This is a genomic window from Njordella aestuarii, assembly GCF_056494165.1.
On sequence record NZ_CM151397.1, the window covers coordinates 5,898,206 to 5,917,596 of the forward strand.

A 19,391-nucleotide genomic window follows, 5' to 3' on the forward strand; every position below is an offset into this window, starting at 1 on the left:
TTTCAGCAGACTTCTGCGCAGGGCCTTTCGCACGACTACTATTCTGGTACTGGTTCGATGCTGGCGATCATCGATCCTTTGGAACGCGCACTGAGAGGGTCACGTCCGAACGCTTTGATCTGATCCCGTTTTAGTTCCGCATGTTCGCGAGTAGTGGTCAGGCAAATCGCTTTTCCGCTACTATCCACTTCTTCAGCAAGCAAGAACCCCTTCTCTTTGGAGTAACCAAACAAGGTAGTCATCATGCGGACAACGTATTCAAATGTATGTTCTGAATCATCCCAGAGAACAACGTTATAGCGAGGCTGTCGCTTTCGCTGGTTCTTCGCCTGTGGCTCTACCGCTGGTGGGGCTTCCAATACCGCAGATTGTGATTTAGACATAAGTGTTGCAAACCTAGTTAACTAACAGAAATTTCCGTGACCACTTGGCCTTTGATTCGAACACGAGGACAATCGCCCTGTGAGGTCGCCCAATTTTAAGCCATTGGGGGGCGGTCCTGGCAAGCACAAATGTGAAAGGCAGCAAGATCCGTATGACAGATTTTACATCACTTGACCGTTATTTACAGCAGAATCGGCAAATTCAACTCGACCAGCTTTTCGAACTGCTGCGCATACCTAGCATTAGCGCCGACAAGGCCTACAGCAATGACTTGCAGGCCGCGGCCGATTGGATGTCGGCCAAGTTCTCCGCGATGGGCCTCACAACTAGACAGTTGGGCTCAACCAGCCCGCCGCTGGTGTACGCCGAAACGCCGCCTGTTGCCGGAGCCCCCGTTGTCCTGGTGTATGGACATTATGACGTCCAACCGCCCGACCCGCTTGAATTGTGGAATACGGCCCCTTTTCAGCCCACTGTACGGGACGACAAGATCTACGCGCGTGGTGCCACAGACGACAAGGGACAGGTGATGACACATGTCTTTTCGCTCGAAGCATTTCTGGCAACTCAAGGAGCCTTACCATTGCAAGTAAAGTTCCTAATCGAGGGGCAAGAAGAAAGTGGAAGCGAAGTCCTGGAAGCGGATCTAAAGCAAATCAAAGATCAACTCGCCTGTGACGTTATCGTCATAAGCGACTCGTCGCAATACTCAAAAGGTCAACCAGCGATAACTTACGGACTGCGGGGAATTGCTTACTTTGAATTGCAGGTCGAAGGTCCGAGTGTCGACCTCCACTCCGGCGTATTCGGTGGCGCTGTGACGAATCCGGCCTTTGCACTTTCCCAGATGCTTGTGGCCATGAAAAATTCGGACGGAATAATCCAGCTGCCGAACTTCTACGACAAAGTTAAACCGCTGGATGAAATCGAACGCGAGAGCTGGCGGTCACTGAATTTCAGCGATGACAAGTTTGCGAAACAAATTGGAGTGCCCAGCGTGCATGGCGAAAAAGGATTCTCGACACTGGAACGAAGATGGGGACGCCCAAGTTTTGACATCCACGGCCTAACAAGCGGCTACCAAGGGGAAGGCGGCAAAACGGTACTTCCTGCCAAAGCTTCGGCAAAGATTTCGTTTCGACTCGTCCCTGATCAATCCCCGCAAGAGGTAGGAGACCAACTGCGTAAATTTGTTTCAGAAAACACTCCCGCGGGAGTAACCGCTCGCGTAGTCGAATTGCACGGCGGACCTGGCGTCGTTGTCGATCCCAAGAGCCGATTTATGCAAGCAGCGGCAAAGGCAGTCGAAGAGGGTTTTGGCAAACCACCGGTTATGATTCGCGAAGGCGGCTCCATTCCGATCGTTGCCGCAATGGTACAAGAGCTGAACTGTGATGCGATCTTGCTGGGTTGGGGACTGGACGACGATGGAGCGCACAGCCCTAACGAGAAATTTAGCGTAGAGGATTTTTACCGCGGTATCAAATCGAGCAGTCGGCTGTGGTCATACCTAGCTTAAAAACACCCAAGCGTAGGAATCAACGCAGTCAGTCCATCGTACGGGGAGTTCCGCTCCACCCGAGCTTGTCTCGTAACGTTGCGTAATCGTCTTGTCCCGGGAACGCAACCATCTGGAACGAAGAGCTCGCACGACGGATTTGAACGACGTGATCAGGTGTAAGATGCGTAATCGCGCGACCGTCGACAACGACGGAGCACGTGGGATGTTCTTCCAGGATCCGCAACTGAAAAAGACGATCTGCAGTATCAACGACAGGCCGCATCGTAAGCGTGTGCGGGCTGATTGGGCTGATAACAAACGCATGTAACAAGTTCTGCAGAATGGGGCCGCCTGCCGAAAGATTGTGCGCCGTCGATCCAATCGGCGTGCTCACAATCAATCCATCGCAGTTGTAAGTTGTAGCCAGCATACCATCGACATGCATTTGCACTCGCAACATTGCATACGGCGGGCCACCCAGGATCGCAGTTTCGTTAAGCCCCAATCGCGATTCTTGAACTTGCCCATCCAGCACCACTTCACATTCGAACATCAAATGTTGGGACAGCAAGTATTCCCCTTTGCAGATATCTGGCCATAACTCAAGAAAACGCACGGGCTGCAATGCGGCTAAAAAGCCGAGCCGACCGAGGTTGACACCCAGCACAGGAATTTGATTGCGGCCCATCTGCCTTGCCGACTGCAGGATGGAACCGTCACCGCCTAGAACCACTACAAGATCGATCGGTTCGTCGCTGAAATCGTAAGAAAATTCGCGATCGATAGCGACGATATGTGCATCCCGTTCAAGGACTGGATGCAAGTACTTGAATGCTTCTGTAACGTGGGGCTTGTTGGGCGCCATGATTACAGCGATATTCGGTTTGGCTCGTCCTTGCTGTAACCATGGAGAATTCGTCATTGAAGCGGTTGCCTTTATGCATTCGCATGATCTGCAGAAATCCAGCGCGCAGACAATTCGCGTGCGGCGCTGGCAATTCCATTGGCATCTAAACCTAGGTCAGCCAGCAGATCATCACGTTCACCATGTTCGATATAGCGATCTGGAATCCCTAGAAGCTTGAAGCAACGAGTATCCCAGCCGTTGGCACATGCATGTTCAAGAACTGCACTTCCAAATCCACCGGCCAACTGACCTTCTTCGACAGTAAGCACGAACCGACAATTTTCGAAGACTCTTTGCAGCATCTCGTGGTCAAGCGGTTTGATAAATCGCGCATTGATAACTGCGACGTCGAGCCCTTCTTCGGCCAGCTTCGCAGCGGCTTCCAGAGCACTTCGCAGCATAACTCCGCAGGCAATAATCGCTCCGTCAGTTCCCCATTGTACGGTTTGGCTCTTTCCAAGCTCAATCGCTTGTTGAGGTCGCTCGATGGCGGCTGCGGAAGCTTTCGGATATCGAACGCCCGTCGCCGTGTTGTGAGCCAAAGCAAATCGCAGCATCGGTTCGACTTCCGTTGAATCGGCTGGAGCCATCAACGTCATGTTGGGGAACGTTCGCATGTATGGAATATCGAATACACCGTGGTGGGTCGGGCCATCAGGACCAGCCAGTCCCGCCCGATCCATCATGAAAACAACGGGCAGATTTTGAAGCGAAACTTCTTGAAAGATCTGATCGTACGAGCGTTGCAGAAATGTAGAGTAGATCGCAACGATCGGTCGCAAGCCCACTTTGGCTTGGCCCGCAGCAAAGGCAACAGCGTGTGACTCACAGATGCCAACATCAAAGAAGCGGTCAGGGTATTCGTCTCGCACAGGCTCCAGTTTGTTTCCTTGACACATCGCGGCCGTCATCACGGTAACGCGTTTATCATCGCGCATGCAATTACCCATCGCATCACGAGCAAAGTTCGTAAACGGAACTTCGCTTGCGACTTTCTTGATCCGCACTTCCCCGCCTTCATCGTCAAAGGCTGGTGGAGTGTGGAAATAGACCGGATCAGATGCCGCTGGTTCATAGCCATGCCCCTTCTCCGTCACGACGTGCAGCAGTACAGGACCTTCATGATCTCGCAACATCTCCATGTACTTGCGCATGATGGCAATGTCATGGCCGTCGATTGGCCCAATATAGTGGAAGCCGAATTCTTCGAACAACATGCCGCCTACGACACCCGCCTTAACACCCTCTTTGATTTGAGACAGCAGACGTTCGGTCGGATCCCCCAGGACCGGCATCTTGTTGAGAACCTTGACGACTTCCGACTTTAGTCCGGTGTAGAATGGATTGCTGCGAAGCCGGTCAAGGTAGTTTGCAACCGCGCCGACTCGTGGGCAGATCGACATTTTATTATCGTTCAGCACGACGATCAGGTCTTTGTTAAGCTCACCGGCATTGTTAAGTGCCTCGAATACGATGCCTGAAGGGAAAGCTCCATCGCCAATCACTGCGACCGATTTTCGTTTGCCTTCGCCGTTTAAATCGTCACCCGACTTAAGCCCCAGCGCAGTGGACACGCTACAACCGGCATGTCCGGTCATGAATAGGTCATAGACGCTTTCTGCGGGATTGGGATATCCCATCAAGCCACCTTGCGTCCGAATTTTCGAGAACTCGTCATAACGCCCGGTCACCAACTTGTGAGGATAGATTTGATGTCCGGTGTCCCAAATCAAGCGGTCATAGCTGAAGTCAAATGTGCTGTGCAACGCAAGGCACAGTTCAACCACTCCTAAGTTGGACGCAAAGTGCGCAGTGCGCGTGGCGAGTAAGTTACACAGGACGCTTCGGATCTCTTTGCCAAGAGCCTCCAGTTCAGCGACTGACATGCTTTTCAGCGGATGAGCGTCTTTGATTCGCGACAATATCTCATGCATCTTCTTAATTGCTCCTCTCGTAGACAAACTTCGCCAAGCTGATGAGACCTGATTTGGCGTCGCTAAAATCTTTCAATGAATCCAGTGCTTCCTGCAGTAAATCAGACGCGCGTTGTCGAGACGCATCTACCCCGTACATACCAGGGTACGTCAACTTGCCCAATTTTGCATCTTTCCCAGTGCGTTTCCCCATGGTTTCGGGGTCACTTTCTACATCTAGCAGGTCGTCGACTATCTGAAAGGCCAGCCCAATCGCTTCCCCAAACTTCGTTAAGGCAGCAAACTCCGCCTCGGTCGCCCCTGCCGCAACAGCTCCGAGCTGCACGGAAACGCAGATCATCGCACCCGTTTTGCCGCGATGGATCCTGGCAAGCATTGCTTCATCGACCAAGCGACCTCGTTCGGCCAAAATATCTTCCACCTGCCCCCCAACCAGCGCGGTTGCGCCAGCCGCCTGAGCCAGTAACTGAACGGATTTTGCAACTGTAACAGGGTCCGGATAGCCGTCGGCCAAGACCGCGAATGCTAGCGGCTGCAGCGCATCGCCCGCCAAAATCGCAGTCGCTTCGTCGAATTGGATGTGGCAAGTCGGTCGACCACGCCGCAAATCGTCGTCGTCCATGGCAGGCAAATCGTCGTGAACCAATGAGTAGCAGTGGATCGCTTCAACCGCAACCGCCGCTGGCATCGCAACGTCGCTTGCCGCCCCCAAAGCTTCAGCGGTCAACAGAGCTAGTAGCGGCCGCAACCGCTTTCCTGGTGCCATCCACGAGTACTCCATCGCCTGCCGAAGCCGTTCTGGCGCCTTGCCGCAATGACGATCAATCGCATCGGAAATTGCAAGATTTACCCGATCTATAAGCCGTTCGCGGTACTGACTGGCTGCGTTCGAATCCGAAATGCTCAAAATTTGTGGAGATGATCGAGGAGCGTTGCTCATTAGTGACAATTCAATACCAACCGAACGATGCAGGTCGTCGTTTCGTCCATAATTGGGCTTTAGGTTCTGGGCTGGCAGGTCCTTTAGATTGTGCGGAACTGCGAAGTTGCCTCTATTGTAGACTTCCCAGCAAGTTTTCCCAGTGTCAATAAAATCGACACTTCAAGGCTGCTATTGATGTCTGGCCCACGCGGAAATAGCTATGGGAGTAGATCTTTCTGGGATTTGGACCTTTTCTCGGAGCTGGCCGAGCGGCGGGTGCTTCGTGACGCCGCTTTCTCGTTTAACGTAGACGCCGAATCATCGAAGTCCTGCGCTTCAAAGCTACCATCGTCCGCCACGCCTTGCAGAATTTGTACGCGACGTTGCGATTCTTCTAGTTTTCGATGGCAAAACCGCATGTGCATGACTGCAGATTGGTACATTGCCAAGGATTCATCTAGCCCCGAAGTGCCTTGCTCCAACCGCCTGACAATCGACTCTATTTTCGCAAACGATGATTCAAAAGTCGTTGGTTCCTCTTCCGCAGGTCGTACGCTGTCGGGCAGACTGGAATCTTGGTTCGGTTTGGTCATACCATCTTCTTCTATAACGTTGCCGTCTTTAAACAATTCCATGTGGGACGCAACTCCCACGCAATACAATCGCTACAACTGTCAAACTTCTTCAGCGAGAAACCGTAACGAGCATCATATCACGCGGAAACTAGCTCGGTACCCGCACGAATTAGCATATGAAAATTAATAGGAACTTCGCCCTAATGTAAAGAACTGACGCTATTCGTCCAACGACATGCTCAATCAAGACCATAACCGAGAAGAACGATCCAACGGAGCTCCCAAGCGAACTCCTCGTTCCGATTCCCTGACCCGCATCCGTCGGCTGAAAAAACAGATCAAGATGCTCAGCCACTACCGCAGCGATTCGCTGAGGCATCGGGCTGGCGATGTGGAAGTCGCCGTCGAATCGATCATCTTTGAACAGTTGGTACGCAAAGCAGAATTAGCCAGCGACGGCACCTCGGTGCTTTCGAGTACTGAAACGATTCAAGCCATCCTGGAAGGCGTACAATCGGCAGTCCACGAACTGGCAGAGCAACGCGATTCATGCCAAAACCAGCAAGCACTGCTGGCACAGCAGCGAGAGTTACTAGCCGAACTCAGCCAGCGTGTATCCCACCACCAAGAGCAGAATATCCATCCTGCTAGTCATGACGCGTTTGTGGAGCAAATGGAACATGACCTCGTCGTATCGCAATTGGAAGCACTACGAAAGGAATACGATAGCCTGGTCGAGTTCGTCGAAAATGAGAAGGCGAAACCGGCAACAAGCTCTGGAGCTGATAATTCAAGTGGAGAAGGTCGGTCAGAGGAAGCCTATCTCGCGCTTCAACAGCAGGTAGCAGAACTCACCGATGAACTTGAGAAGGCTCGGCAGACAAGCCCTTTGGAGTCAATCATCCGTGAGGAATCTCATGACGCTGAATCACAAACGTTAATCAATTCGCTACGGGACCAGCTTCTCAGCGAGCGCCAACAAACGGTTGAACTTCGGCTAGAGCTAGAAGATGTCAATGCAGCATTGGCTTCGCGCAGCAACATTCCTGCAGCCGAACGATCTGCGACACTTACCTGGGAAGAGCAGAAGAAGCGTTTACTTGCGCACTTGGAAGATGAATCGAATACGATCCAAATTGATCCCACCAAATCGCTTGAGATTCATGAGATCATTGCGAAAACGCACAACGAAATCGAACGGCGAGACAAAGAGATTAACGAACTCAAACGTTTGCTATCGGAGCAATCCACTGCCAGCCAATCGATGGCGATCGGAGCAGCCGCTGTTGCAGAATTGCTGAATCATGACGATTTGATCAACGAAGAACGCGAGAATCTACGCCAACTGCAGGAACAATGGGAAGCCAAACTCCGCGAAGCAGAAGTCGAAGTTTCGATCGAGCGGGCAAAACTAGCGCGACAGCGATCGGAACTTGAAGAACGCTTTAAAGAGCTCGAACGCGAAAACAACCGAACGCTGTCACAAGAGAACGATCCACCGAACAATGGTAGTCGATGGTTGTCGCGTCTAGGTCTTGGAGAGCAGAAACAGTAAGTGCGACTTGATGTTCGATGCACGCATGACCTTAAACGCCCTTGAACTGATTCAAACCTTCTAGTGTATCGAATCGGTCATCGAAAACCGTCATCATCCCGTTGCTGAAATCCATTTTAATAGCAAACTTCATTGGCGAAGAAGCTGGTTTTCCAATTGGATGCGCCCAAGTCTCTCCCCAGACAAGCGCCCCGTGTCCAGTTGAAACGAACTGCATATTTTCGATCTCGGAGGCATCTTCTGGTGGTTGGATGACACTATAAAATGCCGCAAATGCTTGCCTCGCAGCATCGATCCCAACATGCGTCCCGGCGAATGGGAATACGCTTGGATCTCCAGCGAAGTGCACAATGAGGTCAGGAGAAATCATATGCGCATTGACATCGAGCGTCTTGGGACCATGTTTGTAGGTCGACAAGAAAAATTCTTTGGCCAAGACAGCCGGATCCACGGATAGGTCACGGGGTGAAACCACCGCACCTCCCTCCGACAGTGTTTCGGCAATGATCGATAACGTCGATGTAGCAAGCTTGTGACTCGCCTCCGCCTTAACAATAAGTCGTGCACTAAAGCCAGCTCGTCGTGCAAGGTCGCCTTGCGTCCAGCCCAACTTTTTTCGAAGTATTGCAATCAGTTTACCATTGCAGGGCAACGATCTTCCTACGGACGTATCTCGGTCTGCCATATTTAAATCGATGCATCCTCGCTGAATTTTGCGCATCGGATGACAGCTGAACAGAGGTGTCGGACCGAACACAAGCTCAGACACAAAGATTCCAACCGCTATTCACTGACACCGGCTACGCTTCGAGATTCTAGTCACTTTTTAAAGAACCGGAATCAGAAAACAGACACATTTACGAAAGCACCGTTTCCTCCAAAACAGATATGGAAAACCGCAACGTTGCGTTCAATGTGGGTTGGCTACCAAGACTTTAACGTAGAGAATCGCTTCACAAACAACCGGCGAATGCCCTTCACGGTACAGCTACGGGCAGCTCGTTCATACCACGCACAACTGCCGCCCCGTTTTAAGTTGAAGTAACCACCTGCGCTATCGTTCTGTCTATTAGCAAATACAATAGTGATATGCGAGCCAATGAATTTTATCACCGTCTGCAACACCTATGAAGATTTCCAGCATTCCGCGAATCTATCGCAATCTTCGCCGCTGGAATGAAATTATCGCTGTTCTACGGCGATACGGGCTCGCCGATTGGTTGAGCAGAGTACACGTCGATTTTGTCCGTGATTGGATCAAAGACGACAGTGGTACTCCCCTAGCCAACTATTCGCGCGCCACGCGGATTCGATTGGCATTGATGGATTTGGGACCAACCTTCATCAAGCTTGGCCAGATTCTTTCTTTACGCCCAGACCTTGTCGGATCGGAGATCGCAACTGAACTGCAGCAGTTGCAAAGCAAAGCAAACAGCGACCCTTATCCAGCCGTCAAACAAACAGTTGAATCGGAATTAAAGCACGAGCTAAGTGAGCTGTACCATAGCTTTGACGAAACGCCGATCGCATCTGCTTCCATCGGTCAGGTCCATTTTGCGGACCTACCAGACCGAACGCCTGTTGTTGTCAAGGTCCAACACCAGAACATCCGCAATAAAGTCCAAGAGGATTTAATGATCCTCACAGGTCTAGCAAACTTGGCCACCCGCCTGCCCGAATTCGCCGTTTGGCAACCGGTGGAAATGGTAGGGCAGTTGTCCAGATCGCTGATGGCCGAACTCTCGTTTGAACGCGAGCTTCGAAATCTACAACTATTTGAGAAAGAGCTTTCACACCACGCGTCCCTGATCATTCCAACTCCGATCAAGGCGTTGTCGACTGACAAAGTCCTGACGATGGCTCGCGTCGGCGGCGTCAGCTTGCAAGAATTGATCGATACGCCGCCCGAAGATCGGCGGGAATTAGGTGATATCGCAGAAAAATTGGCTCATCTCTACATCGACATGATTTTTCGTATCGGAATTTATCACGCCGATCCACACCCCGGTAATATTCGAATACTGGAAGGCAATCAAATAGCCTTACTCGATTTTGGCATGATCGGACGCATTGATGATCGACTGCGAGAGATCATTGAAGAAATGTTGATGGCAATCGTTTGTAGCGACTCGAGGTTGCTGACGATTTTGATCAAGCGTGCTGGGCGAGTGCCGCCCACCATCGATGAAGGCGTTCTCGCTCTGGATGTATCTGAATTTGTAGGCACGTACGGGTCGCAACCCCTTGAGAGTTTTGACTTGCGCGGGGCGTTGAGCGATATCACCGACATTATGCATCGACATCATATCGTCTTGCCTTCTCCCACAGGCTTGCTGATCAAAACGCTTGTTACGTTGGAAGGGACTATCCGGCAGCTCAATCCTCCATTCAGCCTTATGGAGATGGTCAAACCGGCTTTTCGCAAACTACGGATTCGAAGATTCTCGCCTTCGCGGCAAGCAAAAAAGCTCCGACGAGTTTACACGGAAGTCGAAGATCTCTTAGAAAAGCTGCCATCGCAAATCAGCAGCGTAATGGATCTACTCCAGCGTGGACAGATGGATGTTAGGCTTTCCCATCGCGGACTAAGCCCGTCGATCAACCGGCTCGTGCTGGGCATGCTCACAAGCTCGCTGTTACTCGGGTCCGCGATTCTTTTGGCGTATAAAGTCCCGCCACTTCTGTTTATCGAGCCAACCTATGGTGGCCTGCAAAACATCTCCATCATCGGTGCGATGGGCTTTATTGTAAGCGTTTTGGTTAGCCTGCGGTTGTTGCTCGCGATCAATCGATCAGGTCACCTCGACCCGAGTCAAGATGACCAATAGTGTTACGAGCGATGTAACGCTTTCTGATGACTAGCAAAACTAGATCCGCACGCAATCGACGTAATAATTGCGATCAGGACCTTCGCCTTCTTCGATCAAACCGTGGTTGTCGGTCTCAAAACCAGGGAACTTAGCGTTGAAATCACGTGCAAACAGTAGATAGTCGACGATCGTTTTATTGAATCGCTCGCCCGGAATCAGCAACGGGATGCCTGGGGGATATGGAGTCAGCAAAACGGCTGTCGCCCTGCCCTCAAGTTCATCGATAGCAACGCGATCGATCTCGCGATGAGCCATGCGATCATAGGCATCCGATGGAGTCATCGCTGCGTCGATCTTCGACAGATACATTTCTGTTGTCACGCGTGCAACATCGTGTTTCTTGTAGGTATCGTGAATCTGCTGACACAAATCTCGCAGCCCAGTCTTCTCATAACGCATATTGGCTTGAGCAAACTCCGGCATGACTTTCCACACGCGCTGGTTCTTGTCGTAATCGTCTTTGAACTGCTGCAAGGCGCTTACCAATGTATTCCAGCGTCCTTTGGTAATGCCGATCGTAAACATGATAAAGAACGAATAGAGACCGGTCTTCTCGACGATAACTCCACGCTCTGTCATATACCGAGTGACAATCGACGCGGGAATCCCCGTTTCCGAAAATTTGCCCGACATCTCCAAGCCCGGCGTGATAACTGTTGCTTTGATAGGATCGAGCATGTTGAAGCCAGGCTCGAGGTCGCCGAAACCGTGCCAGTCTTCGTTGGCCTTCAACATCCAGTCGTCGCGGTGACCGATTCCGTCTTCAGCAAGCTTTTCTGGTCCCCACACCTTGAACCACCAGTCGCTGCCCCACTCGTCGTCAACCTTGCGCATGGCTCGGCGAAAATCCAGGGCTTCGAAAATCGACTCTTCAACCAACGCAGTTCCACCGGGCGGCTCCATCATCGCCGCGGCCACGTCGCAGGAGGCGATAATCGCATACTGCGGCGACGTTGATGAATGCATCAGATAAGCTTCATTAAATGCATGTCGGTCAAGTTTATTCGATTCAGGCTCGCGTACCAAAATCTGCGAAGCTTGCGAGATTCCGGCGAGTAGCTTATGCGTCGAGTGCGTCGCAAAGATCATGGAATGCTTGGACCGCGGACGATTGAAACCAATCGCGTGCATATCATGATAAAACGGATGAAACGCAGCGTGCGGCAACCACGCTTCATCGAAATGCAACGAACCAATTTCACCATCAAGCTCACGTGTGAGCATCTCGACGTTGTAGATCACGCCGTCGTAAGTGCTTTGAGTCACAGTGAGGATGCGGGGCTTAAGGTCTGGATTCTCTTCCAAAGCTTTTTGCGCAAACGGATTGGCGCGGATCTTCTTCCAAATGTTCTCAATACTAAACTCGCTCATCGGAATCGGCCCGATGATGCCCAAGTTATTGCGTGTCGGAGTCAGAAACACAGGAATCGCGCCGGTCATGATGATCGAATGCAAGATCGACTTATGACAATTGCGGTCGACGACAACAATATCGCCCGATGCAACCGTCGAATGCCAAACCATCTTGTTCGAAGTCGATGTACCATTGGTTACGAAGAAGCAATGATCGGCGTTGAAAATTCGAGCCGAGTTCCGTTCGGACGCTGCGACTGGTCCCGTATGATCCAACAGTTGACCAAGTTCATCGACGGCATTACACACGTCGGCGCGCAACATGTTCTCACCAAAGAATTGATGAAACATTTGACCGACGGGGCTTTTTAGAAAAGCAACGCCTCCCGAGTGGCCCGGACAATGCCAGGAATACGAGCCATCTTGCGCATAGTTGATCATCGCTCGGAAAAATGGCGGCGCAAGGGAATCAGTGTAAGATCGCGCTTCCCGCAAAATGTGCCTGGCCACAAACTCAGGCGTATCCTCGAACATGTGAATAAAGCCGTGCAGCTCTTTCAAGATGTCGTTCGGGATGTGACGTGATGTTCGCGTCTCACCGTACAAAAAAATCGGAATGTCGGAGTTCTTGAATCGAATCTCGGTAATAAAAGAACGCAGATTATGAAGAGCCGGAGCTAGAGTCTCTTCGCTAGCGAACTCGTCATCGTCGATTGAAAGTATGAAAGCCGACGCCCTGCTCTGCTGCTGCGCAAACTGGGAAAGGTCTCCGTAGTGGGTCACGCCGACCACTTCGTTGCCCTCTCGCTCGATAGCTTCGGCTAGAGCACGAATCCCTAACCCCGAGGCATTTCCAGATCGAAAATCTTCATCAATGATGACAATTGGAAAGTTAAATTTCATGCAAATTGCTCTATAGCGCTGCCCTGGTTGCGACACAAACGCAGGTCGCCAACCTCGCGGGACATGTACGTCGCGAGCTCAAAAAGGTTTGATCCGCCCCAAAATGTCGTCGCGTTAACCCTAACGTTTTAGAGGTGTTTTCTTTTTTGGCAATGCTTGGCTTTCCCTTTCCCTGCCACAAGCACCACGCTTCCGATTAATCGCTCTGCCTCAGACGTCTTCTGAGTCCGCCTTGGCAAGCAAATCTCGCATGTTTCCATGGCCTGACTCGAACGCCAGAAATATTCCTATGAATCGCTTGTCAACCAATTGTTGAGCAAGAAAATCCGATAAACTATCGAACTCTTCTCCCTCTGTGTTTGATGGAATTCGTTGTCATGTCACCCAAACATGATCCTTACTTGGGACTTTCTCGGCACGCCGGCACTTGGTTTGTCTTTCTCGACGAACTCGCGGCCGCAGCACGCTACGACGCTCCTTCTTCCTCAATCTTTGATTCAATCGCCAAGCATACTTCCGGTGCTGCAAGGACTGCTGCAACAAATTATCGGAACAGCCTGCCAGATGACGCCACTTGGCCGGATGTTTGGGCAGTGCCCCACGAATCGATGCCAGAACAACTGCGGGAAGTACTGTTGCGAGCGAGCAACGCCGGCGTTCTCTATCCGACGAGCAGCTTCTTCAGCGGTTGGTTCCGCCAGAAAGCAGACTGGGACGCCGCGATGGCAAAGAAACTCACTTACAGTTGCGTCATCCTGTCGTTGGCTTGGATCGTCACCTGCATCCTTGTCTGGAGGAACGTTGAAGCGATTCGAGTAATGGCAGACCTCATGCACGAACAACCAGTAGCCTGGCTCGAACCGCTTCTCTTTCTGCGTCGCACGTTGCCGATCTGGAGTTGGGCTCTCCCGCTAGCCATCATCGTCGTTGGGATTTCTAGAAAGATCCGTGCAACTTCGCGTCAGACTGAGACAACTCAGGAACACATCTTCGTTGCGCTCTCAGAAGCGCTTCGCGCCCACACACCAGCTGAAACTTCGCCGTTGAAACTTTCCAGCGACATATTGCAGTTCGATTCGGGTTCGCTACCGTACGCCTCATCCAGCATTCCACAGTTGCGTGCTTGTTTGGTTGCCGACTCCTTCGCTGCACGCGAGAGGCTTGAGGCCAAACGAAGAGGGGATGGTCGAAAAACGTATTGGATCGGCGCGGGAGGTGGGGCGGCGCTGCTATTGTTTGCCTATATCGGACTGAACTTATTGCCAATCCTTTGGCTTATCACGACAGGCATCGATGCATCGTATTAAACCAAACCTTACGGTTACATCTCAAGAGACAGTGCAAGAATTGCGGACGCGCTGGCAACACTTGCTGGTCGCTCTTACGCAAACCTCGTCGTCCAATCATGAGCGTCGTGCATTAAGCGCACTGTGCTCACCAAATCATGCCCAACTCGCTAGCGGACAAGCGAACGCCGTCGTTGCGCTGCTGAAGATCCTCGATACGCTTTCAACTGGGAACAACTACTTGGAAGAATGGATTGTTCAGCGACGTAGAGATGCGCAACTTGCGATACAGACCAATCGCCACTGGAAGATGGCAGCTTGCTTCTACGTGCTTTTGTTCGCGGCGTATTGGATGGGAATCTACATTGCTCGTTTCATGGCGAACTTCTTGTCGGGCTCCGATTCGCTTGAAGGTTGGCCGAACGCGAGCGGTACGGTCAGCTTAAATTGGTTCCTCGATTCGATCTCAGCGATCAACAGGTTGTTTCTTGGGACTCTTCCGGCTCTAGCATTTGTTGTCTTGATCGGCTGGATCCTGATTCGCTTGATATTGAACACCCAGGCATTTCAACAAGTCCTGATGAATGTGCCCGTTTTAGGCACCACCATCCGCCGACACCGCATCGCCGTTCACTTCGATTTGACGGCACTGCTTCATCGTTGTGGAACGCCGCTCGATGAATCACTCGCATTGTCGTCGCTCGCTTTGCCTCATCTCGGCCTGCAGACCGGAATCGAGGAGTTGCAAATTCGCCTGAGAGATGGCGAAAGCTTCGCTCGTTCAGCTTCGCAAAATCGTCTCTTTGACGAATGGGCTATCGATCTCCTATCGGCGTTAGAAACTCAGACTTCGATCGACCAATCGCTAGCCATTGCGTCCGATCTGTTACGTCGAGACTCCGAACAACAGCTTATCATTTTTTCGAGACTGGCCATGCAAGTAGCCATCTTGGCTGCACTGCTGTTGATCGCTGCGGGGATTATCTTGGGCGCAATTGGAGTACAAAACTCCATGCGGGGTTTGATATGACGATATCACTGAATAACCTCTCACTCTTGCTCATCCCTGCTCTCGGAATCCTCCTTGCGTTACTAACGTCCGAAAGCCATAGCGCAAAACGAAGCTGGAAACAGCACCAGCTACTGCAAAGCTTGACAAGGAACTTTGCCGTTCTTGGCTTCATTGGAATTTTGGTACTGTTATTCTCGAGCTTGGCAGGGCCGCTTATACTCCCCGTGCTTTCGGTTCTTTTTGCGTTCTTGACCTACCAGCGCCGGCTTTCGGAAGCGAGATTTGTTCGCGCAATGGAACTTACAAAGCTCTATGCGATAGATCCTTCCAGCATCGCACCGGCCATTGCTGTGTCAGCCCCGCGATGGACGCGAAGAAAACTTTCGCGTGCTGTTGCGCAACTTCAAGAAGGCGTTCCGCTACCGGAGGCGATTCGAAATGCGAAAACGCCGATTGCTCTGCATAGCTACTTGGCTCTCCTGAGCAATCAAACCGCTCCGGCGCAATCAACTACTATTGCGAATGATGATGTCCAAGCAGACAGTGTAGGGCTAGAGAAGTATCGCGAAAGCTTCTATGCATTCCGGAGAATCTGGCACTATTTTCTGTTGCTCAGCACTACAATACTGATTGGCGGCGTCTTTATCAGGCGATTCATAATCGAACAAATCCAAGATATAGATAGCGAATACGCTTTGGGTTTTTCTAGCAGCGAGCCTGTATGGCAATCGGTGGCTTCTTTATCAAGTCTACTGAACAAGCCATTAGCTTCGGTGTTGGTGACCTGGTGGGCTTTTTTTGCAATTTTCATCTACGTCTATGGCTTGTTCCTAGGCGACAATCTCTGGCGCAAAGGACTCGGGCTGCGCTCGTGGCTGCATGGCCGATACTGGAAAGCGGTAACGTTGTTAAGCATTGGACAACGACTTGGGCAAGGCGAGCAATTGAACGCTGTGCTCGCATCATTGGCGGCGAACCATCCTATTCCGCAACTCAAGGCAAACTGCAAGAAAGGCCTTGAGAATTTTCAGACTACCGGAAGCTTGAACCAGGCATTAAAGTCCTGCGAGCTTGGATTCAGCATGGAAGGAAAGTTGAACGAACCTATAAACCGTAATACTTATGTGAGTGCCCTCATTGAACGACGCGCTCGCGAATTGATCCGCGAAAGCCAAGCACGATGGCGACGTGCGGCCAACAGACTTCGATGGTTTTATGTGCTGGTCGTTGGCGCGTTAATTTTTATCCTAGCTTATATGATACTCGGGTATTTGGCAGCGTTGACTAGCGCGGTGACGGCTCTGATATGACAACTTTAAAATTTGACATAGGATTGAGACGTAAGGGCGTAACCGGCAAGCCGCGACGGGAACAATCTGGCTGGGCCTTGATAGAAACGATCGTTTCCATGGCTTTGTTTTCACTCACACTTACATCTAGCCTATCGGCCCTTCGTGCGGTCCAACATTCAAGCCGACTGCAGCAAGAGCATGCTACTGCCAATCGTGAACTTCGCAATATCGCCAATTGGATCCGAGTGCAAAGTGATGAAACACTTACTCGCAGCGAACACTTAACACCGCCGGCGTCAGTCTTTCCTTCGGCGAGCGCACCAATCCAGTTGGATGATCTTGAAGTGTCCGTCACCGTAATAAATGAGGAAGACGACAAACTGAGGTTCTACCGGTTTGAAATCGAGGCCAAATGGCTATCAATGGGCAAGCAAACAACCCACGCTTCATTGACAACTTGGAGGGCTTGGCCGAATGCAGAATAAGTACAGCATTCCGAACTCCGTTTTGAAACGCAGAAGCGGCTATGGACTTCCTGAACTAATAGTCGTAGTCCTGGTCGCGTCGATATTCACAACTGCCAGCTTGCCATGGATCGCTCGGATTTTTCAAATCCACAATGAGCTTCAATCGGCTGCAATTTTCGAGATGCATGCGACAGATGTGGCGGACGCTATCCAGCTTGATCTCGACATGGCCACATCGATCACGCTTTCGAATTCGAGCTTGAGCGTTGAAACAATCTCCGGCGAGCGGATTGCTTGGGCGCACGTTGATGAGATGATGGAACGTGTTCTTCAGTCTTCGACCATTCCGCCGACCGCAGCCACGCGGCGTTTTCGTCTTCCAGACGACACGCAGGTTCAGTTTGAGCCAGTTGAAAATGAAGCAAACCTTTATCGACTAATTTTCATCGACAGTTCAGCCGCAAGGTCGATCGCGTATGTTCCAGCAGAAATAGCGAACGAAGCTCGATCTTATTACACTTACATACTCTCGAGACCTCAAACAATGATTACTGCCGTTGGCCCCCCTGAGGAAACGCAACCCGACCAGCCGCAGCCAGTTCCAAATTCGGTGGAAGTGTCCGAGGAGGCGAAGTAATGAATGACCGAACTAGAAAAGGGTTTCTTCTTCCAATTGTGATTGCACTCATGGTTGTTAGTGGCATCCTTATTACGAGCACGGTCTCATGGTTAGCTGCAACCAGTACTCGCGCCCGACAAACGCTGATCAATGAGCAAAATGATTGGATTGCTAAAGCCGCCATCGAACGCGCTGCCGCACTAGGCCCTAACGGCAATCCAAGCTTTCGCGATGAATGGACTGCAATGACTTCGCAATCTCGGTCTACAAACTATCGAGTAACTACCGAAGTCGACGCGGCTGACCAATTAAATGATCAGTTATTTCGTATACAAATTGAGCCCGACACATCGCAGATGTCCGCAGCTTTTCGCAAGATTGAACTCTGGTACCATGTTCGCGACCAATAGAATAAAGAGCATCAGGAAATGAAGATTGATCGAAATCGAATCGCATTTACTCTAATTGAATTACTGGTAGTGATCGCGATCATTGGCATCCTCGCCGGAATGTTGCTGCCTGCAATCCAGAGCGCTCGCGAAAACGCGCGTGCGTTTGCTTGCCATAGCCGACTCCAAGAACTCGGACTCGCTGTTCGAAGCTATGAGCAGACCTTTAAAAAGCTGCCAGCCGGAGTCGTCGGGCCGATTTCTCCCATTCGAAGCGTTCCGGTTGGTTACGACCATAACTGGCTGTCGAGTTGCTTACCATTCCTCGACCAGCCAAATCTATATCGCGCTGTAGACTTCAGTCAGAGCGTCTACGCACCTGCAAACTCGCGTGCGCGCGATACAACGTTGAATGTTGTCCGCTGCCCAAGCAATCCTGTCCGCGGTCCAAAAGCAACTTTCTCCGACTACGCAGGGTGTCATGATTCACGCGAAACACCGATCGATACTACCAACAATGGGCTGCTGTACCAAAATAGTTCGCTACGTATTTCGGATGTCCCCGATGGGATGTCGACCACCATTATGCTGGGTGAGAAATTCGCAGACGCTTTAGATTTGGGTTGGATGTCGGGCACGCGTGCTACCTTGCGAAATACGGGCAGTTCGATTGACGTAGATCCAAACAGCGCCATGACACTCGCCGTATTAAGTGGCTTTCCAGCAGCGTGGCTAACGGAAACTACCCCTGATCAAGAATGGCAAGGCTACGATAGCGAACGAGTCGCGTTAAACTTTCGCGGGTTACCAACAAAGCCATTGGAGGTCGGCGGTTTTGGCAGCTTCCACACGCAACGCCTTCATATTTGCAACGGCGACGGACGCGTCTGGACTTGCAACAAGAACATCGACGAAACGGTGCTCAAGGAAATGGCCAATCGAAACGATTCGCTCCCATTGAGCATCCCCCAATAGTACGGCTGGCTCGATGAATACTCAGATACTGTTCCAACTACTTGTTCTGGCTGCCGTTTTTAGTGTTGCAGCGCGTGACGCTTTCGAAGCGACAAATGCGATCGTTTTTACATTTTGCGTCATCGGCGGCGCTCTGCTTTTTGGGAGCGTGGCTGCCATCGGCGCAGCGATACGAAGGAAAACGCGCGCCGGCTGGTGGTTGCGGGCGTTTGGATGGTCTTTTGCCGGCGCCGCTGGGGCCATCGTAATCCTCTTACCGCCAGGACGAGTCATTCCTATCGCGTGGATGTTTGCGGCGGCTTCCCTCGTGATGATCGCCATTGCTGCTTTGCTATCGCGCGGCAATTGGCGTTTTCAAAACAACGCTAGCGAATCAAATTGGGCCGATGATTAAGACAGCATTCCTGTTTTGATGGTCGTTTTTGGCTCTTGCAGCGTTGTGATCGA

At 51.3% G+C, this 19,391-nt stretch carries 18 protein-coding genes; 11 read left to right on the plus strand and 7 right to left on the minus strand.

Annotation, left to right across the window (positions count from 1 at the left end; all coding sequences use genetic code 11):
• Positions 1–38 precede the first annotated feature (38 nt).
• Positions 39–383, minus strand: a complete 345-nt coding sequence (locus SH451x_RS23055) for an ATP-dependent Clp protease adaptor ClpS (RefSeq protein ID WP_479359575.1) — start codon at positions 381–383, stop codon at positions 39–41.
• Between the two features lie 152 nt (positions 384–535).
• On the opposite strand from SH451x_RS23055, the gene SH451x_RS23060 reads away from it, so the two are divergent.
• Positions 536–1,903: a dipeptidase gene (locus SH451x_RS23060; protein ID WP_479359577.1), complete on the plus strand. Its 1,368-nt coding sequence runs from the start codon at positions 536–538 to the stop codon at positions 1,901–1,903.
• 28 nt (positions 1,904–1,931) lie between these two features.
• Here the strand turns inward: SH451x_RS23060 and SH451x_RS23065 are convergent, their stop codons facing one another.
• From SH451x_RS23065 to xseB, 4 genes are all read right to left on the minus strand, one after another.
• The gene (locus tag SH451x_RS23065; RefSeq protein ID WP_479359578.1) at positions 1,932–2,807 is read right to left on the minus strand and encodes an NAD(+)/NADH kinase; all 876 of its coding nucleotides are present in this window, start codon (positions 2,805–2,807) and stop codon (positions 1,932–1,934) included.
• A 14-nt stretch (positions 2,808–2,821) separates the two neighbouring features.
• Positions 2,822–4,726 (minus strand): 1-deoxy-D-xylulose-5-phosphate synthase, encoded by a 1,905-nt coding sequence (dxs, locus tag SH451x_RS23070; protein WP_479359580.1) that lies wholly within the window; start codon positions 4,724–4,726, stop codon positions 2,822–2,824.
• Positions 4,727–4,730: 4 nt separating this feature from the next.
• The gene (locus SH451x_RS23075) at positions 4,731–5,666 is read right to left on the minus strand and encodes a polyprenyl synthetase family protein (protein WP_479359581.1); all 936 of its coding nucleotides are present in this window, start codon (positions 5,664–5,666) and stop codon (positions 4,731–4,733) included.
• A 200-nt stretch (positions 5,667–5,866) separates the two neighbouring features.
• Positions 5,867–6,283 (minus strand): exodeoxyribonuclease VII small subunit, encoded by a 417-nt coding sequence (xseB, locus tag SH451x_RS23080; protein WP_479359582.1) that lies wholly within the window; start codon positions 6,281–6,283, stop codon positions 5,867–5,869.
• Between the two features lie 175 nt (positions 6,284–6,458).
• Here xseB and SH451x_RS23085 point away from each other — a divergent pair, with 175 nt between their 5' ends.
• Complete coding sequence (locus tag SH451x_RS23085) at positions 6,459–7,778, plus strand: coiled-coil domain-containing protein (RefSeq protein WP_479359584.1); 1,320 nt, start codon at positions 6,459–6,461, stop codon at positions 7,776–7,778.
• Between the two features lie 31 nt (positions 7,779–7,809).
• On the opposite strand, the gene SH451x_RS23090 is transcribed toward SH451x_RS23085, so the two are convergent.
• A complete protein-coding gene (locus tag SH451x_RS23090) occupies positions 7,810–8,463 on the minus strand; it encodes a helix-turn-helix domain-containing protein (protein WP_479359585.1) in 654 nt (217 codons plus the stop codon).
• 442 nt (positions 8,464–8,905) lie between these two features.
• On the opposite strand from SH451x_RS23090, the gene SH451x_RS23095 reads away from it, so the two are divergent.
• Positions 8,906–10,606 carry an ABC1 kinase family protein gene (locus SH451x_RS23095; protein WP_479359587.1) on the plus strand — a complete coding sequence of 567 codons (1,701 nt, stop codon included), beginning with the start codon at positions 8,906–8,908 and terminating at the stop codon, positions 10,604–10,606.
• A 39-nt stretch (positions 10,607–10,645) separates the two neighbouring features.
• Here the strand turns inward: SH451x_RS23095 and SH451x_RS23100 are convergent, their stop codons facing one another.
• Positions 10,646–12,904 carry an Orn/Lys/Arg family decarboxylase gene (locus tag SH451x_RS23100; protein WP_479359589.1) on the minus strand — a complete coding sequence of 753 codons (2,259 nt, stop codon included), beginning with the start codon at positions 12,902–12,904 and terminating at the stop codon, positions 10,646–10,648.
• A gap of 377 nt (positions 12,905–13,281) precedes the next feature.
• Between SH451x_RS23100 and SH451x_RS23105 the strand changes: the two genes are divergently transcribed.
• The 8 genes from SH451x_RS23105 (at position 13,282) to SH451x_RS23140 (ending at position 19,338) form a co-directional block, all read left to right on the plus strand.
• On the plus strand, positions 13,282–14,211 hold the full coding sequence (locus SH451x_RS23105; RefSeq protein WP_479359590.1) for a hypothetical protein: 930 nt from the start codon (positions 13,282–13,284) through the stop codon (positions 14,209–14,211).
• Positions 14,198–15,220, plus strand: coding sequence for a type II secretion system F family protein (locus tag SH451x_RS23110; RefSeq protein ID WP_479359592.1), 1,023 nt, complete (start codon positions 14,198–14,200; stop codon positions 15,218–15,220). Before SH451x_RS23105 ends, SH451x_RS23110 begins: the two co-directional genes overlap by 14 nt.
• Positions 15,221–15,495: 275 nt before the next feature.
• Positions 15,496–16,512, plus strand: coding sequence for a hypothetical protein (locus tag SH451x_RS23115; RefSeq protein WP_479359593.1), 1,017 nt, complete (start codon positions 15,496–15,498; stop codon positions 16,510–16,512).
• Positions 16,509–16,979 (plus strand): PulJ/GspJ family protein, encoded by a 471-nt coding sequence (locus SH451x_RS23120; protein ID WP_479359594.1) that lies wholly within the window; start codon positions 16,509–16,511, stop codon positions 16,977–16,979. The genes SH451x_RS23115 and SH451x_RS23120 overlap by 4 nt, the downstream gene beginning before the upstream one ends.
• Positions 16,969–17,598 (plus strand): pilus assembly FimT family protein, encoded by a 630-nt coding sequence (locus SH451x_RS23125; RefSeq protein WP_479359595.1) that lies wholly within the window; start codon positions 16,969–16,971, stop codon positions 17,596–17,598. Before SH451x_RS23120 ends, SH451x_RS23125 begins: the two co-directional genes overlap by 11 nt.
• Entirely contained in the window at positions 17,598–17,990 is a 393-nt protein-coding gene (locus tag SH451x_RS23130) for a hypothetical protein (RefSeq protein ID WP_479359596.1), read from the plus strand. The genes SH451x_RS23125 and SH451x_RS23130 overlap by 1 nt, the downstream gene beginning before the upstream one ends.
• 18 nt (positions 17,991–18,008) lie before the next feature.
• Positions 18,009–18,944, plus strand: a complete 936-nt coding sequence (locus tag SH451x_RS23135) for a DUF1559 family PulG-like putative transporter (RefSeq protein ID WP_479359597.1) — start codon at positions 18,009–18,011, stop codon at positions 18,942–18,944.
• A 13-nt stretch (positions 18,945–18,957) separates the two neighbouring features.
• Positions 18,958–19,338, plus strand: a complete 381-nt coding sequence (locus SH451x_RS23140; protein ID WP_479359599.1) for a hypothetical protein — start codon at positions 18,958–18,960, stop codon at positions 19,336–19,338.
• Positions 19,339–19,391: the final 53 nt, after the last annotated feature.

Excerpts from the sequence above, each read along its gene's own strand:
- SH451x_RS23055 (WP_479359575.1), bottom strand. The coding sequence starts at position 383 with ATGTCTAAATCACAATCTGCGGTATTGGAAGCCCCACCAGCGGTAGAG.
- SH451x_RS23060 (WP_479359577.1), top strand. The coding sequence starts at position 536 with ATGACAGATTTTACATCACTTGACCGTTATTTACAGCAGAATCGGCAA.
- SH451x_RS23065 (WP_479359578.1), bottom strand. The coding sequence starts at position 2,807 with ATGACGAATTCTCCATGGTTACAGCAAGGACGAGCCAAACCGAATATC.
- dxs (WP_479359580.1), bottom strand. The coding sequence starts at position 4,726 with ATGCATGAGATATTGTCGCGAATCAAAGACGCTCATCCGCTGAAAAGC.
- SH451x_RS23075 (WP_479359581.1), bottom strand. The coding sequence starts at position 5,666 with ATGAGCAACGCTCCTCGATCATCTCCACAAATTTTGAGCATTTCGGAT.
- xseB (WP_479359582.1), bottom strand. The coding sequence starts at position 6,283 with ATGGAATTGTTTAAAGACGGCAACGTTATAGAAGAAGATGGTATGACC.
- SH451x_RS23085 (WP_479359584.1), top strand. The coding sequence starts at position 6,459 with ATGCTCAATCAAGACCATAACCGAGAAGAACGATCCAACGGAGCTCCC.
- SH451x_RS23090 (WP_479359585.1), bottom strand. The coding sequence starts at position 8,463 with ATGGCAGACCGAGATACGTCCGTAGGAAGATCGTTGCCCTGCAATGGT.
- SH451x_RS23095 (WP_479359587.1), top strand. The coding sequence starts at position 8,906 with ATGAAGATTTCCAGCATTCCGCGAATCTATCGCAATCTTCGCCGCTGG.
- SH451x_RS23100 (WP_479359589.1), bottom strand. The coding sequence starts at position 12,904 with ATGAAATTTAACTTTCCAATTGTCATCATTGATGAAGATTTTCGATCT.
- SH451x_RS23105 (WP_479359590.1), top strand. The coding sequence starts at position 13,282 with ATGTCACCCAAACATGATCCTTACTTGGGACTTTCTCGGCACGCCGGC.
- SH451x_RS23110 (WP_479359592.1), top strand. The coding sequence starts at position 14,198 with ATGCATCGTATTAAACCAAACCTTACGGTTACATCTCAAGAGACAGTG.
- SH451x_RS23115 (WP_479359593.1), top strand. The coding sequence starts at position 15,496 with ATGGAACTTACAAAGCTCTATGCGATAGATCCTTCCAGCATCGCACCG.
- SH451x_RS23120 (WP_479359594.1), top strand. The coding sequence starts at position 16,509 with ATGACAACTTTAAAATTTGACATAGGATTGAGACGTAAGGGCGTAACC.
- SH451x_RS23125 (WP_479359595.1), top strand. The coding sequence starts at position 16,969 with ATGCAGAATAAGTACAGCATTCCGAACTCCGTTTTGAAACGCAGAAGC.
- SH451x_RS23130 (WP_479359596.1), top strand. The coding sequence starts at position 17,598 with ATGAATGACCGAACTAGAAAAGGGTTTCTTCTTCCAATTGTGATTGCA.
- SH451x_RS23135 (WP_479359597.1), top strand. The coding sequence starts at position 18,009 with ATGAAGATTGATCGAAATCGAATCGCATTTACTCTAATTGAATTACTG.
- SH451x_RS23140 (WP_479359599.1), top strand. The coding sequence starts at position 18,958 with ATGAATACTCAGATACTGTTCCAACTACTTGTTCTGGCTGCCGTTTTT.